This is a genomic window from Leisingera sp. ANG-M1, from assembly GCF_000813745.1.
GTDB lineage: Bacteria > Pseudomonadota > Alphaproteobacteria > Rhodobacterales > Rhodobacteraceae > Leisingera.
In genome coordinates, this window is sequence record NZ_JWLC01000030.1 from 51,816 (window position 1) to 69,270 (window position 17,455).

The 17,455-nt window shown below is 61.3% G+C and carries 15 protein-coding genes; 10 read left to right on the top strand and 5 right to left on the bottom strand.

All coding sequences use genetic code 11. From position 1 onward, the window contains the following. Positions 1–59 precede the first annotated feature (59 nt). From RA19_RS23570 to RA19_RS25975, 5 genes are all read left to right on the top strand, one after another. A complete protein-coding gene (locus RA19_RS23570) occupies positions 60–1,220 on the top strand; it encodes an acyl-CoA dehydrogenase family protein (protein WP_039167658.1) in 1,161 nt (386 codons plus the stop codon). Between the two features lies 1 nt (position 1,221). Further along, on the top strand, positions 1,222–2,832 hold the full coding sequence (locus RA19_RS23575; protein ID WP_039167661.1) for an AMP-binding protein: 1,611 nt from the start codon (positions 1,222–1,224) through the stop codon (positions 2,830–2,832). 329 nt (positions 2,833–3,161) lie between these two features. Further along, the gene (locus RA19_RS23580) at positions 3,162–4,133 is read left to right on the top strand and encodes a response regulator transcription factor (RefSeq protein ID WP_082020661.1); all 972 of its coding nucleotides are present in this window, start codon (positions 3,162–3,164) and stop codon (positions 4,131–4,133) included. A 259-nt stretch (positions 4,134–4,392) separates the two neighbouring features. After that, positions 4,393–4,842: a helix-turn-helix transcriptional regulator gene (locus RA19_RS23585; RefSeq protein WP_342586095.1), complete on the top strand. Its 450-nt coding sequence runs from the start codon at positions 4,393–4,395 to the stop codon at positions 4,840–4,842. A gap of 138 nt (positions 4,843–4,980) precedes the next feature. Then, positions 4,981–7,029, top strand: coding sequence for a calcium-binding protein (locus tag RA19_RS25975; RefSeq protein WP_193748323.1), 2,049 nt, complete (start codon positions 4,981–4,983; stop codon positions 7,027–7,029). Here RA19_RS25975 and RA19_RS23595 read toward each other — a convergent pair. Then, on the bottom strand, positions 6,948–7,700 hold the full coding sequence (locus RA19_RS23595) for an IclR family transcriptional regulator (protein WP_039167667.1): 753 nt from the start codon (positions 7,698–7,700) through the stop codon (positions 6,948–6,950). The genes RA19_RS25975 and RA19_RS23595 overlap by 82 nt on opposite strands. A 111-nt stretch (positions 7,701–7,811) precedes the next feature. On the opposite strand from RA19_RS23595, the gene RA19_RS23600 reads away from it, so the two are divergent. Together RA19_RS23600 and RA19_RS23605 are read left to right on the top strand one after the other, a co-directional pair. After that, positions 7,812–8,762 carry an NAD(P)-dependent oxidoreductase gene (locus RA19_RS23600; protein ID WP_052262020.1) on the top strand — a complete coding sequence of 317 codons (951 nt, stop codon included), beginning with the start codon at positions 7,812–7,814 and terminating at the stop codon, positions 8,760–8,762. Then, complete coding sequence (locus tag RA19_RS23605; RefSeq protein WP_241479135.1) at positions 8,762–9,529, top strand: SDR family NAD(P)-dependent oxidoreductase; 768 nt, start codon at positions 8,762–8,764, stop codon at positions 9,527–9,529. Before RA19_RS23600 ends, RA19_RS23605 begins: the two co-directional genes overlap by 1 nt. A gap of 72 nt (positions 9,530–9,601) precedes the next feature. On the opposite strand, the gene RA19_RS23610 is transcribed toward RA19_RS23605, so the two are convergent. From RA19_RS23610 to RA19_RS23625, 4 genes are all read right to left on the bottom strand, one after another. Continuing rightward, positions 9,602–9,931, bottom strand: a complete 330-nt coding sequence (locus RA19_RS23610) for a DUF2322 family protein (protein ID WP_039167671.1) — start codon at positions 9,929–9,931, stop codon at positions 9,602–9,604. 234 nt (positions 9,932–10,165) lie between these two features. Then, entirely contained in the window at positions 10,166–11,200 is a 1,035-nt protein-coding gene (locus RA19_RS23615) for an ABC transporter substrate-binding protein (protein ID WP_039167673.1), read from the bottom strand. Beyond that, positions 11,170–12,555 carry a sensor histidine kinase gene (locus tag RA19_RS23620; RefSeq protein WP_039167674.1) on the bottom strand — a complete coding sequence of 462 codons (1,386 nt, stop codon included), beginning with the start codon at positions 12,553–12,555 and terminating at the stop codon, positions 11,170–11,172. The genes RA19_RS23615 and RA19_RS23620 overlap by 31 nt, the downstream gene beginning before the upstream one ends. Beyond that, on the bottom strand, positions 12,552–13,217 hold the full coding sequence (locus RA19_RS23625) for a response regulator transcription factor (RefSeq protein WP_039167676.1): 666 nt from the start codon (positions 13,215–13,217) through the stop codon (positions 12,552–12,554). The genes RA19_RS23620 and RA19_RS23625 overlap by 4 nt, the downstream gene beginning before the upstream one ends. A gap of 117 nt (positions 13,218–13,334) precedes the next feature. Between RA19_RS23625 and RA19_RS23630 the strand changes: the two genes are divergently transcribed. The 3 genes from RA19_RS23630 to RA19_RS23640 all read left to right on the top strand — a co-directional run bounded on the left by RA19_RS23630 (position 13,335) and on the right by RA19_RS23640 (position 16,618). Beyond that, entirely contained in the window at positions 13,335–14,318 is a 984-nt protein-coding gene (locus RA19_RS23630) for a tripartite tricarboxylate transporter substrate binding protein (RefSeq protein WP_039167679.1), read from the top strand. 286 nt (positions 14,319–14,604) lie between these two features. Continuing rightward, positions 14,605–15,099, top strand: coding sequence for a tripartite tricarboxylate transporter TctB family protein (locus tag RA19_RS23635; protein ID WP_039167682.1), 495 nt, complete (start codon positions 14,605–14,607; stop codon positions 15,097–15,099). Position 15,100: 1 nt separating this feature from the next. Continuing rightward, positions 15,101–16,618 (top strand): tripartite tricarboxylate transporter permease, encoded by a 1,518-nt coding sequence (locus RA19_RS23640; RefSeq protein ID WP_039167685.1) that lies wholly within the window; start codon positions 15,101–15,103, stop codon positions 16,616–16,618. Positions 16,619–17,455: the final 837 nt, after the last annotated feature.

Below are 17,455 nucleotides of genomic sequence, written 5' to 3' on the forward strand. Positions count from 1 at the left end.
GGGCGCGGGAGCCTCCGGCGGGAGTATTTTGGGAAAGATGAAACTGGGAGGGCCGCGCCATGGTGGACAGGACGTTTCTGAGCTGGCCGTTTTTTGAAGACCGGCACCGGGCGCTGGCAGAGGAGCTGGAAGCTTGGGCTGCAGCACACTTGGCGGGGATTGATCACTCTGACACCGATGCCGCTTGCCGGGCTCTGGTAGCAGCACTGGGCGAAGGCGGCTGGACGCAGCATTCCGGGGCGAAGGCAGGGGAGCGGCTGGATGTGCGCACGCTCTGCCTGATCCGTGAAACCCTGGCGCGCCATGACGGGCTGGCGGATTTTGCCTTTGCCATGCAGGGGCTGGGCACCGGGGCAATTTCTTTGTTTGGGACTGAGGCGCAGCAGCAGGAGTGGCTGCCTCTGACCCGGGCGGGTAAGGCGATTTCCGCCTTTGCCCTGACAGAGCCGCAGTCGGGGTCGGATGTGGCGAATTCCACTATGACCGCGGTGGAGGTCGGTGACCATTATGTGCTGAACGGCGAGAAGACCTGGATTTCCAATGGCGGGATTGCCGATGTCTACACGCTGTTTGCCCGCACTGGCGAGGCGCCGGGGGCCAAGGGGCTGAGTGCCTTTGTGGTGCCTGCGGGCCTGCCGGGGTTCGAGGTCGCCGAGCGGCTGGAGACGATTGCGCCGCATCCGCTGGCGACCTTGCGGTTCAGCGATTGCCGGATCCCGAAATCAGCGCTGCTGGGACAGCCGGGGCAGGGTTTCAAGATTGCGATGTCGGTGCTGGATGTGTTCCGCTCCACCGTGGCAGCGGCGGCTTTGGGGTTTGCCCGCCGGGCACTGGATGAATCGCTGCAGCGGGTGACAAAGCGGCAGGTGCAGGGCGCGCCGCTGTTTGATCTGCAGATGGTGCAGGGCCATATCGCGGATATGGCGCTGGATGTGGATGCCGCGGCACTGCTGGTCTACCGCGCGGCCTGGGCCAAGGATACCGGGGCGGCGCGGGTCACCCGGGAGGCGGCGATGGCCAAGCTGTTTTCGACTGACCAGGCGCAAGCCGTCATCGATAAGGCGGTGCAGCTGCACGGCGGCGACGGGGTACGGCGCGGCCAGAAGGTGGAGGAGCTCTACCGCGATATCCGGGCCTTGCGCATCTATGAGGGCGCCTCGGATGTGCAGCGGGTGGTGATCGCGCGCCAGGCGCTGGGCGCCTTTCAGGGAGGGAATTGAGATGCTGGGACCTTCGGCCCATGTGGATAGCTTTGCCCGGGACAACCTGCCGCCTGCGGATCAGTGGCCGGAATTCCTGCTGGAGGGGTTTGAATATCCGGAATACCTGAACGCGGCAGTCGAACTGACTGATGCGATGGTGGAGAGGGGCTTTGGCGATCATACGGCGCTGATCGGCAACGGCCGCTACCGCACCTACAAGGAGTTGGCGGACTGGACCAACAGGCTGGCGCATGTGCTGAGCGAGGATCTGGGGGTGAAGCCGGGCAACCGGGTGTTGATCCGCTCGGCCAACAACCCGGCGATGGTGGCCTGCTGGCTGGCGGCGACCAAGGCGGGGGCGGTGGTGGTCAACACCATGCCGCTGCTGCGCAAGGGGGAACTGGCCAAGATTGTCGACAAGGCGGAGATTACGCATGCGCTGTGCGACACCCGCCTGAAGGACGAACTGGTGGCCTGCGCCAAGGAGTCGAAGTTTCTGAACACGGTTGTGGGGTTTGACGGCACCTCCAACCATGACGCCGAGCTGGACCGGCTGGCGTTGGAGAAGCCGGTGACCTATGAGGCGGTGAAGACCGGACGCGATGATGTGGCGCTGTTGGGGTTCACTTCCGGCACCACCGGTTCACCCAAGGCAACCATGCATTTCCACCGCGACCTGCTGATCATCGCTGACGGCTATGCCCGCGAGGTGCTGGATGTGCAGCCCGAGGATGTGTTTGTCGGCTCGCCCCCCTTGGCCTTCACCTTTGGCCTGGGCGGGCTGGCGATCTTTCCCTTGCGGTTCGGCGCAGCAGCGACATTGCTGGAGAGCGCCACGCCGCCGAACCTCATCGAGATCATCGAGAAGTACAAGGCAACCGTCTGCTTCACTGCGCCGACGGCGTACCGGGTGATGCTGCGGGCGATGGAGGAGGGTGCGGATCTGTCCTCGCTGCGTGCGGCAGTGTCGGCGGGCGAGACACTGCCCGCGCCGGTCTATGACGAGTGGATGCAGAAGACGGGCAAGCCGATGCTGGACGGGATCGGCGCCACCGAGATGCTGCATATCTTCATCACCAACCGCTTCAGTGACCACCGCCCCGCCTGCACCGGCAAACCGGTCGGCGGCTATCAGGTCAAGGTGCTGGATTCGGACGGCAATGAGGCGCCGCGCGGTGAGGTCGGGCGGCTGGCGGTCAAGGGGCCGACAGGCTGCCGGTATTTGGCTGATGAGCGGCAGGCGGGATATGTGCGGGATGGCTGGAACATCACCGGCGACAGTTTCCTGCGCGACGCGGATGGCTACTTGCATTTCGCCGCCCGCAATGACGACATGATTGTCACGGCGGGCTACAATATCGCAGGTCCGGAAGTGGAGGCTGCTCTGCTGTCGCATGAGGCTGTCGCAGAATGCGCGGTCATCGGCGCCCCGGACGAGGCCCGCGGTGAGATCGTGCAGGCGCATGTGGTGCTGGCAGAGGCGCAGACACCGTCCGACGCCCTGGTGAAGCTGCTGCAAGACCATGTGAAATCAGAAATCGCCCCCTACAAGTACCCCCGTTCTGTGGTGTTTACGAAAGCCTTGCCGAAAACCGAGACCGGAAAAATCCAGCGGTTCAGGCTCAAATAACAAACGGCTGCCAAACTGCTGCGGCAAGCACCCCGCGGCTGCCTGCCATTGGAAGATGCAGGTTGTCCTTGTGGGGCAAGGATTGATGGTTCGCAGGGCAAGACGCTGGTTTGCCCCCGGGAACTCCAGTTATGATGTGCAGCGCCCGCCTCGCCGTTAGAGCTCTCCAGGCGCATGCTCCAGAAGCGCGTGGTCAGCGCTTTGCAGGGAAATGGAAACCAGAAAACGTGAGCGCGGCCGGGTGTCAGCGAACCTGGGCTGCTTGCCTGTCGCGGCCGGCAATCTGACCTTCCCTCGCCGTGTTGCCGCGTGTTGCGGCACAAGGGCAGATGTCTGCCCGGATCTCTGCGGCATTGCCACGATCCGCTTTTAGACCTGCTAGGATTGAAAAAAGACATATTGGAGGAATTGCTGCGAATATTTCCGGTTGCAGGGCCGGAGAAATTGCCGCGCAAGGTTTATGCCCAATCTTCAGATTTCCTGGAAGCGATGGAAATCTTGATTTTATGACCCAGTTAGTGGAGACTTTCATTCTGTTAACTGTCATTTTTCAAAATTTTCCGATTACCCCGATGCACCGTTATTGCACTTTGGAAAGCGAAACCGCACTGCGCTTGGCGCTGGAGCCGGATACTGCTCGCAAAAGGGAAATTTTGCTGGAGGAGGTGCATCGGCTGGGGGCAAGCTCGCTGACAGTCGGAACGTCCAGAATTGGCGCTGATACCCCTGACTTTTTCCTGGGTTCTTTCGGTACGGGGCAATTCTGGGACGATTACATGGAGCAGTCCTGGCATGAGGTTGACCCGTCAGCGCAAAACGCCGTTGCGGGGATGCCGGAAACGTTTTGGGACATTCAAGATCCGGTGCGGTTCCGTGCGCTTCGCAAGCTGGACGACTTCGCTGGATCAGCGAAGACGCTTGGTGCCGGTTCGCTTTTGTGTTTTACATCTGCCTCCTCCGGCAATCAGGTGGTCTCTGGGTTCACCGTCACGTGCGATCAGCAGCTTGCGGATGTAGGCGAGGAACAGCTGCGAAGCCTAAAGGCTTTGGCCGGCTTGTTTTTTGCTTTGCGCTTCGACATGGCTGGCCACGAGAAAACCCGCCGCTTGCTTCTGCTGTCCGGACGCGAGCTGGAAATCCTGCAACTGCTGAAGCAAGGCCGGGTGCTTGCCCAGATCGCGTTCGATCTGGGGATCTCCTACCGGATGGTGACCAGGCATCTGACGTCGGCCAAATCCAAGCTGGGCATGCCCACCAACGAAAGCGCTCTGGCGCTGGCGATGGAGCTGAGCCTTGTTTGACGCGGGGGCATTCGCAGTAGGCTTGGCCCTGGAAACGGATACCGGCAAGAAGTGGGAAATGCTGAATGAGGCGGTTCTGCACCTTGGCGCGAACTCGCTGACTGTTGGGTCCTGCAGGTTGGAGAAAGACAAACAGGACTTTCTCCTAAGCTCTTTTGATCCAAGGGATTTTTGGAAGCATTATTTTGACGAAGGCTGGTACCAGTACGATCCATCTGCGCAAAATGCTTTGGCCGGAGTCCCGCAGACATTCTGGGAGATGCCAGAGCCGGAACGGTTCCGGGCCCGGGGTGCTCTGGAGGATTTCGCCAATGCTGCGGCAGCGGGTAAGGTGCGCACGCTGCTGAGTTTCACCAGCAGCTCTCCGGATAATCAGGTGGTTTCAGTGTTCACGGTGTCCGGGGAGAAGGCCGTTGCAGATTTCTCCCGGACGCAGATACAAAGTTTCGGCATGCTGGCAAAAATCTTCTCGGCTGCAAATTTCAGCCTGGTGGAGCATGAGCAGACCCATGATCTGCTGCGGCTGTCCGGGCGCGAGCTGGAGGTTCTGAAGCTGCTGAAGCAAGGCCGGGTGCTTGCACAGATCGCGTTCGACCTGGGAATCTCCTACCGGATGGTGACCAGGCATCTGACGTCGGCCAAATCCAAGCTGGGCATGCCCACCAATGAAAGCGCTCTGGCGCTGGCGATGGAGCTTGGACTGGTCTGAAAACCAGCTTGCCGGGTTCCTAACTAGGAATTTTCGCGATGCTTCTGCTTTTTCCTATGGATGGGTGTGCCAAATGCGCCTCTGCTTGAAGCAGGGACGGGGCAGCAGAACGATGTGAATTTTAAACTGGGGCTCAAAATGACCACTTATTCAACCACAGGATTTGTTTCCTATTTTCCAAGTGCAGGCGGCAGCGGACCTGTCGGCGTTGCAGCTGATGTGGAGTTTGCTCTGATCGTTCCAGACAGCACCAAAACGCTCAGCTACACCACGGTGCAGCCGCCGGATGCGGGTTTTCCGATGCTGGCCGATGTCTTTGTCAAAGATGGTATTGCCCTGATTGGCGGACAGAGATTTGATGCAGAAGATATGGCGGTGCTGGATGTCACTTGGGCTTTCAACGGCGCCAGCGGCACCACCACCTTTCTGGTGTTCTATTTTGAAGATGCTGCGGCCGGCGGAGTGGATCCGGGCGGCCTGGAAGATGCCGTTGCCGACGCCATGTTCCCGATCGGCGGCGATACTCTGCCTGCGATCAGCACACTTGCCGATGCCCAGGCGTTCTTTGATGGAATTGGCGCAGAAATACAGCCATCCGGGGCATTGGGGCCGGAGCGGGACATTGCGCTCAGCAGCCTGTTCCCGGAGGTTTCCGAAGATGACGAAATTCACGGCACGGACGGGAACGACACTTTGCGCGGCGGTGCAGGCGATGACCAGCTGTTCGGCGGGCTCGGCAATGACCGGCTGGTGGGCGGCGCGGGTCAGGACTTGCTGATGGGCGGCGACGGCAATGACACGCTGAACCCGGGCGACAACGAAAGCTGGGATACCATCGCCACGGGCCGCGGCCGGGACAAGGTTGTGTTTTCAAACCTGTCCGATGGTTATGCCGGATTGGGCCACTGGGATCTGAACAAGGGCATCAAGGTCACAATTGACGGCAATGCAAACACGGGTGTGATCCGCAAGGGCAAGGGTAACGGGGTTACCAAGCTGATTGACGTGGAGAACCCGATGCTGGCCACCGAAAGCGGCTTTGGCGGGCTGGGCATTGAGGGCACCGGCAAGCGGGATGTGTTCAACGTGACAGTCACCGATGGCGGCTGGGCGCAGCTGAGCGGCCTGGGTGGAAACGACACATTTAACATCGGTGCCAGCGAGGGCTATCTGCGTCTGAACTACCGCGGCGCCGAGAGCGGTGTGACTGCGGATCTCGGCATGGGCACGGTCAGTGATGACGGCAACGGCGGGTCGGACGTGATCACCGGCAGCGGCCAGGTCAATGAAATTCGCACCGGCATGTTCGATGATCACGTCACCGGCTCGGACAAGGGCGAAAGCTTCATTCTAATGGCGGGCAATGACACGGTGGAAGGCGGGGGCGGTTTCGACCGGTTGCGTTATGACCGCCCTCAGGTGGAGGATGTTACCGTGGATCTGGCCAGGGGCGAGGCCTCCGGTGTCTGGCGCGGCGAGGACTTTGCGCACAGTATCAGCGGCATTGAATGGGTGAGCGGCTCCAATGAAGGCAGTGATACCCTGCTTGGCGATAGCAGCAAGAATCGTTTGGACGGGCGTGGCGGCAATGACGTGCTTAAGGGGCGCGGCGGCCACGACACCCTGAATGGGGAAGAAGGGCGCGACAGGCTTTTTGGCGGGGGCGGCCGCGATACGCTGGACGGCGGTGCCGGTAACGATTTCCTGTCGGGCGGCAAGGGCCGCGATGTTTTCGTTTTCTCCGAGGGGCACGACCGGATCAACGGACTGGGCCGCAGCGACGATATCGATCTCAGCCAGGCGGATGGAATTCGCAGCTTTCGCGACCTCAGAAACAATCACCTGGAGGAACGGAACGGCAATGTCGTGATCAGTGATGATGACGGCAATACGCTGACCTTGCTGAACCGCGGCATCAGTGACCTTAGTGCGGATGACTTTCTGTTCTGTTCTGATCTGATCAGCAGCTGTCGTCAGGAGCGCTCAGCCATTTGGCCGGGCGCTCTGTTTTCCGGGTGGGTCCCGTTCAGCCTGAAGATGGCGCTTGCAGGCGATCGCCTGCTGGCAGCGGTACGGCGATTAGCCTCTCTTTTCGCCGCGGTCCTTCACAGCCGGTTGCCGATGGCGTTTGCGGCTGCGCGCACGGCGCGGCTCAGCTCCGGCAGCTTGTCTTGCTCGAAACGGTAGCTGGGAATGGTGATGCTGACCGAAGCGACCGGCTTGGATCTTCTGTCCAGCACCGGCGCGGCAACACCATGCACTTCCGGAAATTCTTCCTCGAAGTTGGTTGCAAACCCCTGCTGTCGCACCTTCGCGAACTCCGCAGCCAGCACATCGGGAGAGGTGATTGTTCCCGGGGTGAGTTCCGGCAAATCCCAGGACAGCACCTGGCTGGCAAGCGTGGGGTCAAAGGCTGCAATCGCCTTGCCGGCTGAGGCGCAGTGGTAAGGAGACGAGCTGCCGATTTTGCCGACCGCGCCAATGGGACGGCCGCTGTCGAGGATCTCTACATAGACCACCGCCCGCGCTTCGGGCACCGCCAGGTGCACCGCTTCGCCAGTCTCGTCGCGCAACTCTGTCAGGATATCGCGGGCAATGTCGCGCAGCTCCAGATCGTCGAGCACCTTGCCTGCAAGCCGCAGCAGGCCGAAGCCAAGCTGGAAGGTTTTGTGATCACTGTCCTGGCGGATAACGCCTTCGGCTGTCAGCGCCTGCAGGATGCGGTGCAGCGTGCCCTTGGGCAAACCAGTAATCTTCTGGAGTTCGGCGAGCGTAGAAGGTTTGGCCTGATCGGAAACGGCGCGCAGCACCATGAAGCCCTTCGCCAAGGCGGCCGTGCCCGGAATCGGTTCCTGCACCTGGGTACTCCTGTTTCTTGACTCCTTCCAAAGGAAGAGTCTAATTTGGCAATATGTGGACTATAGTTCCATATATTGGACCTATTGGCAAGCTAAAATGAGGCCCATGTCATGACAAATTCACACCGCCGTCCAGATCAGCGCCGTGTCGGCATCATCGGTCTTGGCAATGTTGGCGGCTTTTACGCGCAAAACCTTCTGCAGGCCTTTGGCGCACTGGTGGTCTATGACACCGACGCAGAAAAACTGGCCAAGCTTGAAGCAGAGGGGGCCACCATCGCCGGTTCGTCGCGGCATCTGGCGTCCCTTGCTGACATCATCGTTCTGGCGCTGCCCAATCCGCAAATTGTCTGCCAAGAGATGTATGATGCAGAAAATGGCATCCTGGCTGCAGGCAACAGCGGCGCGCTGATCATCGACATTTCCACAATTGATCCTGACACCGCGATTGAAATCCACGGCCGCTGCGCCGAGGCCGGGTACCAGTATCTGGAAAGCCCGATGTCCGGCGGTGAGCCGGGCGGGGCAGGGCATTTCGGTGCGCAGAAGGGGCTGATCACCTTTATGGCGGGCGGCGAGCAGGCCGCCTTTGACCGGGCAGTGCCAGTGTTTGAGGTATTGGGCAAGCACTGGCTGCTGCTGGGGCCGGCGGGCACCGGCAATGCGGTGAAGCTGATCTCCAATCACATTGCAGGCCTCTATATGGCAACCATGGCCGAGGGGTTTGTCCTCGGTGCGGCGCTTGGCATCAGCCACGAAACCCTCTTGAAGGTGTTCAAGCACACCGACGCCCAGAGCTTCACCATGTTCGAGGAGTTCGCACCGCACGTGACCGCCAGCAATTATGAGGAAGGCTTCCCTGTCGACCTGATGCATAAGGACCACCGCCTGGCGGGGGAGCTGGCGCGTAAGCACAACGTGCCGCTTCCGCTGAATGCGGCGGTGATGGAACTCTATCAGACTGCGATGGCGCGGGGCCTGGGCCGCAAGAGCCATGCGGTGATCGTCGAGTCGATGGCAGATGTGGCCAATGTGGCGCTCAGCAACAAGGGGGCCGCATGATGAAACGCTTCGAAGGGCAGGTGGCGGTGGTCTCCGGCGGCGCCGACGGGTGCGGCCGCGCCGCGGCGCTGCGGCTGTCGCAGGAAGGCGCCAAGGTCGGGATCCTTGATGTCAACGGAGAGATGGGCATGAAAACCGTGGCCGATATTGAGGCTGGCGGCGGTGAAGTCCTGTTCATCCGCACCGATGTCAGCAACGGCGCAGCAGTGCATGCGGGGATCAAGGCGGTAATGGCGGCGTTCGGAAGGATCGACGCGCTGTACAACCACGCAGGCACCGTGATCGTGAAGCCGTTCCTGGAAACTTCGGAAGCGGACTGGAACCGGCTGATGGCAATCAACGTCAATTCAATGTTCCACAGCTGCCAGGCGGTGCTGCCGCATATGATCGCCGCGGGCAGCGGCGCTATTGTCAATACCACCTCGATTTCGGGGATCACCGCCTCGGCGCTGGAGGCGGCTTATTGCACCTCCAAAGGGGCCTGTATCCAGCTGACCCGGTCGATTGCGGTTGAGTTCCGCGACCAGGGCATCCGCTGCAATTCGGTGGCACCGGCTCTGATCCGCACTGCCCATGGCATGCGCGAAGCCGAGGAGCTGGTGACCCTGGGCCAGGACTGGTCCGATGGCGATGTCGCAAAAATGCAGGGCCGCATCTGCGAGCCGGAGGAAGTCGCCGCAGCCGCCCTGTTCCTGCTGAGCAAGGACGCCAGCTTCATCAACGGCGAGACGCTTATAGTCGACAACGGCCAGTTTGCCACTACTTGAGCGCAGCCGCGGCCTGTATGGCGTGCGGGCACTGACCGGCCGGAAGGGAGGATGCGGCTTGGCCGCATCCCATCAGTCTGCGAGCAGCTGGATGCTCAGTGCCGCACCGCCATCTGCGATCTCAAGTAAGCGGTCGATATTGGGATGTGCGCCAGGGCGGTTCTTTGCATCCTGAGTGTGTTCGGCAAAAACGGTGAGGCCGTGTGCTGCGGCTTCGGCGTCCAGGGTGCCGAAAACCTGTTGCAGGTACTGGTATACGGCCAGCGAACCCTGCTTGCCCGGCTGGTTTTCAATCGACGCGACGGTGGTGCCATCGGGACCAATGAGGTCGATGCGGGCAAGACCTTCGATGGGCGGCAGAAGCTGCAGGTTGTCTTTGAACGATGCGGTGGGCTGGATCATTTTTTAGTCCTGTTCTGGCAAGCTTTTGCTGGTGGTTAGCAGCTTTGGCTGGCTGCGGCCATGGCCTGGCTGCACGTGTCCGTTGCTGGCCGGGCATTGTCTCAATTCGTGCCCTCGGACCGGGGGCCTTGCGGCAGCGGGAGAACAGCGGCGTCTTTGTCCACGTCCTGGTTTGTATGCCGTCACAAACTCGCGGCGGGTATCAGTGCAGAGATGCAGAAGAGGCTTGCCGGGTTACTGTTGCCGTACCGCACTGAACCATTCCGCCATGAAGCGTTTGCGCTTTTCGGCGTCCTGGTAAACCAGCAGCCCCGGGCCGAGCTGAATAGGCCGTTTGGGGCTGGCAGTGTCTGCAAAGGCGACAGGCGGCTTGCTGAACGGATAGTCAGCAGCCGGGGGCTGCGACCAGGCTGCGGTGATCAGATGGTCGGCAAAGGTTTTTGCAAGATCCGGCTGGCCGCCGCCTTTCAGCAATACCGCCGAGCGCATCATCAGATGCGTGTAGTCTTCCGGGTCCACAACGATGATCTTGCCGGCCAGGTCCTGCCGCGCCCGGGCGTAGCTGCCAAGGACGTTGTAAGCCACCAGCATTTCTCCTGAAGCGACACGTTCTATCATGCTGGCGGAGCAGCACAGCAACTGCGGTTCCAGGCTGCCAAGGACCTCCATCAGGCGCCAGTAAGTTTCGGCGGTGCGGGCGTCCTGGGTGGCAAAGAGATACCCAAGCCCGCTAAGCGACACGTCATAAGTGCCCACCTTGCCATGGAAACGCTCAGGCTGGGCTCGCAGCAATTCAATCAGGTCCTGGCGGGTCTGCGGCAGGCTGATGCCGGAAAACGCAGCTGCAGAGAGCACGATTGATGCCGGCTCGAGTGAAATGGCAAACACATGGCCGCGCCATTCACCCCACTCGGGAATCAGGGCGGTTGCTGGCGACTTGTGAGGCAGGGTGTACCCGTCATTAGCCAGTTTGGTTTGCAGATCCATGGCTGAGGACAGGGCAATATCGAATTTCCCGCCTCCTTCCAGAACCGCCTTCATGACCTCCGTGCTGTTAGCCACGGTGTAGTCGACCGCGATGCCGGGGTGTTTCAGGAGGAAGCCCGCGATCAAAGGAGCCAGGATGTCTGTATCCGTGGTCGAAATCACCCGCAGCGGCGTGCCGTCTTGCGGGCCGATCCAGTGCTGCTCTTCTACCTCAAATCCGGCCGCAGCCTGTGCGGCAAAGGCAAGAATGGTCAGGGCGAGGGAAAACAAAGCGTTACGCAAGCGCCTGCTCCTGTATGGCTGTCGTTGATCATCAGGCTGCCGCCATGGGCCTCGGCCACTTCGCGGGCAATCGTCAGTCCCAGTCCCGAGCCGATGGTATCCTTTGCATTGGCGCCGCGGACAAAGCGGCGGGTGAGCGCCTCGGTATCTTCCCCTGCAAAACCACCGGCCTGGTCTTCAATTTCAATGCAGCTCTGATTGCCAGTGCAACTCGCACGGACCCAGATCTCACTGTCCTGGCCGGAGTATTTGATAGCATTGTCCAAAACGTTGCGAACGGCGTTTTGCAACAGGATATTATCACCTTTGACGCTGGCCGCACCGCCGCTTTCGAAATGCAGGGCGATGTCCTTCAACTCGGCCACCGGCCGCAGCCGCTCGGTCAGGTCCCGGGCGAGCTCGGTCAAGTTGACGTCTTCCTGTTCCAGGCTGTCAGTGCGGAAAGACACCATGGCGTGATCCAGCAGCTGGCCTGCGGCGCGGGAGCTTTCGTCGATGGCGCGGATCATTTCCCGCAGGCTGGCCCGGTTATTTTCTTTCTCCACGCGCATCAGGGTGACCTCGGCCTGGGTGCGCACCGTCGCCAGGGGCGTGCGCACCCGGTGCGCTGCCTCGGCGATGAAGTCCTCGGACCGGGCCAGAGACACCTGCAGGCGGCGGATGAAACTGTTCAGCGAGGACACCAGCGGCGACATTTCGGACGGCACCGGCCGGGTGACCGGGCGCAAGTCCTTGGGACCGCGGCGGGAGATGGCTTCGGTCAGCGACCGCAGCGGCTTGATGCTGGACTGGGCCGACCAGAACGCCAGGGCGGACGCCAGCACAAAGAACCCGGCACCGATGTAGAGCGCCGACCAGGAAAGCCGTTCCAGCAATGCCGCCTGTCCCGTCCGGGTCTGGGCAACCGAAACCTGCACTGGCACCGGCGCCCCCTGCACAGACAGGCGCCGGGAAATGGTCACGGCCCGGACGCCTTCGCCCTTGTACCGGGCCGTTTCAAAAACCGGCTGGCCAGGCGGCACTGGGAGGCCGCCAACGGGTAAATCGGCATAGCCGGTGAGCGTTCCGGCCGGGCGGGTGATCTTGTAGAAGACCCTGTCGTCGCTGACATTTCCCAGCATCGACAGGGCCGCATAGGGGATATCAGCGGTCAGTTCCCCCGAGTGAACGGAAACGGAATCCAGGATCGAAGTCGCTGAAGCGAGCAGGATCCGGTCGTGGCTTTCTTCGGCAACATTGCGGACAAAGCCGAGAACCGCAAAGAACAGCAGCGCCGCCAGCAGCGCTGCACTCCCAACAAGCTGAGCCAGCAGCCGGCGGCGGATCGAGCCGCTGAGGTTGACCCCGGCGCTCATCCCAGCGTCAGCCGGTAGCCAAGCCCGCGCACCGTGGTGATCTGCACGCCGGAACCGGCCAGATGCTTGCGCAGCCGGGCAACGTAAACCTCGATGGCATTCTCCGAGACGTCTTCGTCATAGGAAAACAGCCGGTCCACCAGTTTAGACTTGGGCAAAATCTGATCAGGCGCGTTCAAAAACACCTCCAGCAGCCGCAGCTCTTTGTTCCGCAGCGCCGTCGTTTTGCCGCCTGCTGAAACCGTTCCAGCCATCGGATCGAACTGCAGATTTCCGAATCGGCGCAGATTGGAACTGCCGCCGCCGCGGCGCCGCAGCACGGCCCGGCAGCGGGCTTCGAGCTCGGAAAAGTCGAAAGGTTTGGTGATGTAATCGTCGGCACCCAGGTCCAGCATTCCGACCCGGTCCGAGACCTCGGAGCGCGCGGTCAGGACGATCACAGGGGTTTCCTTCCGGTTCCCGCGATGGGCTTTCAGAAAGCTGCGGCCATCGCCATCCGGAAGCATAATGTCCAATAGAATCAAATCGTAATCGGTGGTTCCGGAAAACGCGGCGGCTGTGTCGATGTCGGGTGCATGATCCACAACATGCCCGTCCAGCTGCAGCCGGTCCAGGATGGCGCTTGCCAGGCTTTCGTTATCCTCAACCAGGAGGAAGCGCATGGGTCCGGATCCTTTCCATGCCGTTCCTGACAGGCCCGTGACAGGTCCATGTCAGCTTACTGTGCTCTCTTTCAGTCATGAGCGGCGTGACCGCGATTTGTCAAATGGGAGGACAAAATGACCACATGGACCCTGACGCGCCGGGCCGCGATTGCGGCGGCGGCAGCTGCGCTGGCCTTTGGCGCCCCGGCCAATGCAGAAGAGAAAGTGCTGGACAGCATCCACTTTCTGATCCCCGGCGGCGCCGGCGGCGGCTGGGACGGCACCGCCCGCGGTACCGGCGAAGCGCTGACCGCCTCGGGCCTGGTCGGCAAGGCGTCTTATGAGAACATGTCCGGCGGCGGCGGCGGCAAAGCCATCGGCTACCTGATCGAAAACGCTGCCAGCCAGCACGGCACGCTGATGGTGAACTCCACCCCCATTGTGATCCGTTCGCTGACCGGCGTATTTCCGCAGAACTTTCGCGACCTGACGCTGGTGGCCGGCACCATCGGCGACTATGCCGCCATCGTGGTGGGCAAGGACAGCCCGATCAACTCGATGGAGGACCTGCTGGCGGCCTACAAGGCAGACCCGCGCGGTACTGCAATGGGCGGCGGCTCGGTTCCGGGCGGCATGGACCACTTGGTTGCAGCCATGGTGATGCAGGCGGCGGGCGAGGATCCGACGGCGGTTAAGTACATTCCGTATGATGCGGGCGGCAAGGCGATGGCAGCGCTGCTGTCCGGTGAAATCGCAGCGCTCAGCACCGGGTTTTCCGAGGCCATCGACCTCGCCAATGCAGGCGAAGTAAAGATCATTGGAGTTACCGCCGAGGAGCGTGTCGACAGCTACCCGGACGCTCCGACGATGAAGGAGCAGGGGCTCGACACGACTTTCGTGAACTGGCGCGGGTTCTTTGCGGCGCCGGGCCTGCCCGAGGACAAACTGGCTGCATATCAGGCGGCGCTGGAGAAAATGTACGGCACCGCGGAATGGGAAGAAGTGCGCGCCCGCAACGGCTGGGTCAACATCCACAATTCCGGTGATGACTTCCGCAGCTTCCTGGAGGGCCAGGAACAGGTTATCGGCGATCTGATGAAGCAGCTCGGGTTCCTCTGAGCCGGCGGCCCGGCACAGCAGCCTGGTGCGAGGGCTCTGCCCTCGCGCTCCCGGGATATTTTCAGCAAGAGGAAGGAGAGACAGGCATCTCCCCTCCCTGGAAAGGCAGAGCCTTCCCCTTGCGCGGTCATCGGCTTCCCAGCCTGTACCGCAACGCCAGCCTGGCGCGGCATGGTTAATTTTTCCTTCCTCTTGCCGGAAATATCCCGGGGGAGCCGCGGCCTGCCGCGGCCGGGGGCAGCGCCCCCGGAACTCTTGAAACCACACAAGACACTTGGAGGAGCACATGGCACTCGACCGCTGGATTGCCCTGGTTATCCTGATGATCTGCCTCGCCTACGGCTATGCGGCCTTCTTCACCATGGACGGCGGCCTGCCGCCGTTCATGAAACGCAATCCGATCTGGCCAAGCACCTTTCCCAAGATCCTGTCGGTCCTGGCTATCCTGGCCGCGCTTTATGTGCTGCTGGGGTTCGAAAAAGGCGCGGATGATCCGAAGCCGATGGACATCAACTACCGCCGCCTGACCGACTATAACCTGGGCCAGGCGCTGATCCTGCTGGGGCTGATGGCGGCCTACGCGCTGCTGCTGCGGCCTGCGGGCTTTCTACCTGCCACCACGGGCTTTCTGATTGCAGGCGCCTGTGTTCTTGGCGAGCGCAAGCTGCATATCCTGCTGCCGGTCGCCGCCGGAGCCGCGGGCGTGGTCTGGTATCTGGTGCAGGAAGTGCTGGGGATCTTTCTCAGCCCCTGGCCCGCATTTCTGACAAACGGAGGCTGATATGCTCGAAGGCATTATGGTCGGGCTTGGAACGGCCTTTTCTCTCACTAATCTTCTGATGGTCATCGGCGGCTGCCTGATCGGCACTTTCATCGGCATGCTGCCGGGACTGGGGCCGATGTCGATCATCGCCATCATGATCCCGGTGGCGATCTCCATCGGCGACCCTTCCGCCGCGCTGATCCTGCTGGCCGGCGTCTATTACGGTGCGATTTTCGGCGGCTCCACCTCTTCGATCCTGATCAACGCGCCGGGGGTGGCTTCGACCGTGGCGACCTCGTTTGACGGCTATCCGCTGGCGCGTCAGGGCAAGGCCGGCAAGGCGCTGACGGTTGCCGCCATCGCCTCATTCTCGGGCGGCACAATCGGGGCGATTCTGCTGATGATCTTTGCCCCGGCGCTGGCGACGGTGGCGCTGCTGTTCCACTCGGCCGAATACTTCGCGCTAATGGTGGTCGGCCTCTCGGCCATCGCCGCCTTTGCAGGCTCCGGCCAGGTCGGCAAAGCGCTGTTGATGACGCTGCTGGGGCTGATCATGGCCACGGTGGGCGAAGGCGCGCTGTTCAATATGCCGCGATTCACCATGGGGGTAATGGATCTGCAGTCGGGCTTCGGCTTCATCACCCTGGCGATGGCGATGTTTGCCCTCCCCGAGGCGATGTATCTGGTGCTGGATCCCTCACGGTCGAACACTGGCGGCGGCAGCAGCGAGATTAAGGATCTGCGCATCACCAGGGATGAAGCCAAGGCAATCACTCCGGTTATCGGCCGCCAGTCGATCCAGGGGTTCCTGATCGGCGTGCTGCCCGGGGCAGGGGCCACCATCGCTTCCTTCCTCGGATATGCCGTGGAGCGCAACATTGCCTCCAAGGAGGAACAGGAGCAATTCGGCAAGGGCTCGGTCAAGGGGCTGGCTGCGCCGGAGAGCGCCAACAATGCCGCCTGCACCGGCTCATTCGTCCCGCTGCTGACCCTGGGCATCCCGGGCTCCGGCACCACTGCGATCTTGCTGGGTGCGCTGATTGCGCTCAACGTTTCGCCCGGGCCGCGGCTGATGGTGGATGAGCCGCAAATCTTCTGGGCGGTGATCATCTCGATGTATCTGGGCAATCTGATCCTCTTGATCCTGAACCTGCCGCTGATCCCCTATATCGCCAAGATTCTGGCAGTGCCGCGCAACTATCTGATCCCCTTCATTCTGTTCTTTACTTTGATGGGAGCCTACATCGGCCAGAACAATGCCACCGAGCTGCTGATCCTGGTTGGGCTGGGTATCTGCGCCACGGTGCTTCGGTTTGCGGACTACCCGCTGGCCCCTTTGCTTATCGGTTTCATTCTGGGGTCGATGCTGGAGGACAATTTTGCCCGCTCCATGCAGCTTTATGACGGGTTGGGCTTCATCCTGGAGCGGCCGATGACCCTTGGCCTGCTGGCACTGGCCATCATTCTTGTTGTGCTGCCCAGCTACCGGGCGCGCCGTGCCCGGCTGCGCGCCGAGGGCGCTGCCGATGCTGATTGACCGCAACAAATGGAAGGCTCCGGCCTTCCGTTTGCCTCCTAAGGTCAGGATGCATCGTTGTGGCTATCGGCATGCCTGCTAAGTCTCTTACGTGTCCAATCTTACAGGTCAGGCGACACGTAAATAGCGCGCCTTGAGCCCTGCTTCCACTGGCGCCAGGGCAATCCCCGCATTGATGGCAGGGCAGGCCGCCAGCTATGGGAAAATGAGACGTTTATGATTGGTGCAACCTGCCTGAAGGCAAAGCGGCCAGTTTGGCTGTCAAAAAAGGGCGGGGCCGTCGGAAAGGCAGATCCGGGGCATCGGCCGGCAGGGCCTTTGCGTATGAAATGTCCGGGGAGGAGGCAAGCTGGACGTCATCTGCAGCACCCCCGGACGCAGCCGCTGTTGAGGAGCTTGCCGGAAGCGGAATGGCCGCTTAGGGGCCGCGGCTATTGGCCTAGTGTCCTGTGTCTGGCCACGGGCTATGGATGCATGAGCGCTATCCATTATGCCGGTGAATTGCCAACCGGCACCTAGATAGGTTGCCCGCCTTCAGGCTTGTGACGGCATATCAAACCCGGTTGCAAGATGATTGCAGGCAGGCAGCCGTTCAGCTTAGCTGAAGGGGATGGCGAAGGAGAACTCTTTCACAGGACTTGACCGAGTAAAGCCAATTCTCTTGCGCCCCAATGGAGACAGCTGTCCGGCCAAGTTTTGCCGCTCAGAAACTCCCGCATTGCTGCCATACCTACGTATTGAAGCCTTTTCCCAGGCTGGATGCGCGTGACGAGGGATGATGATGTCCATCCTTGCAGAAATTGCATGCACTTAAAAAACGCTTATTTGCTTGGTCCG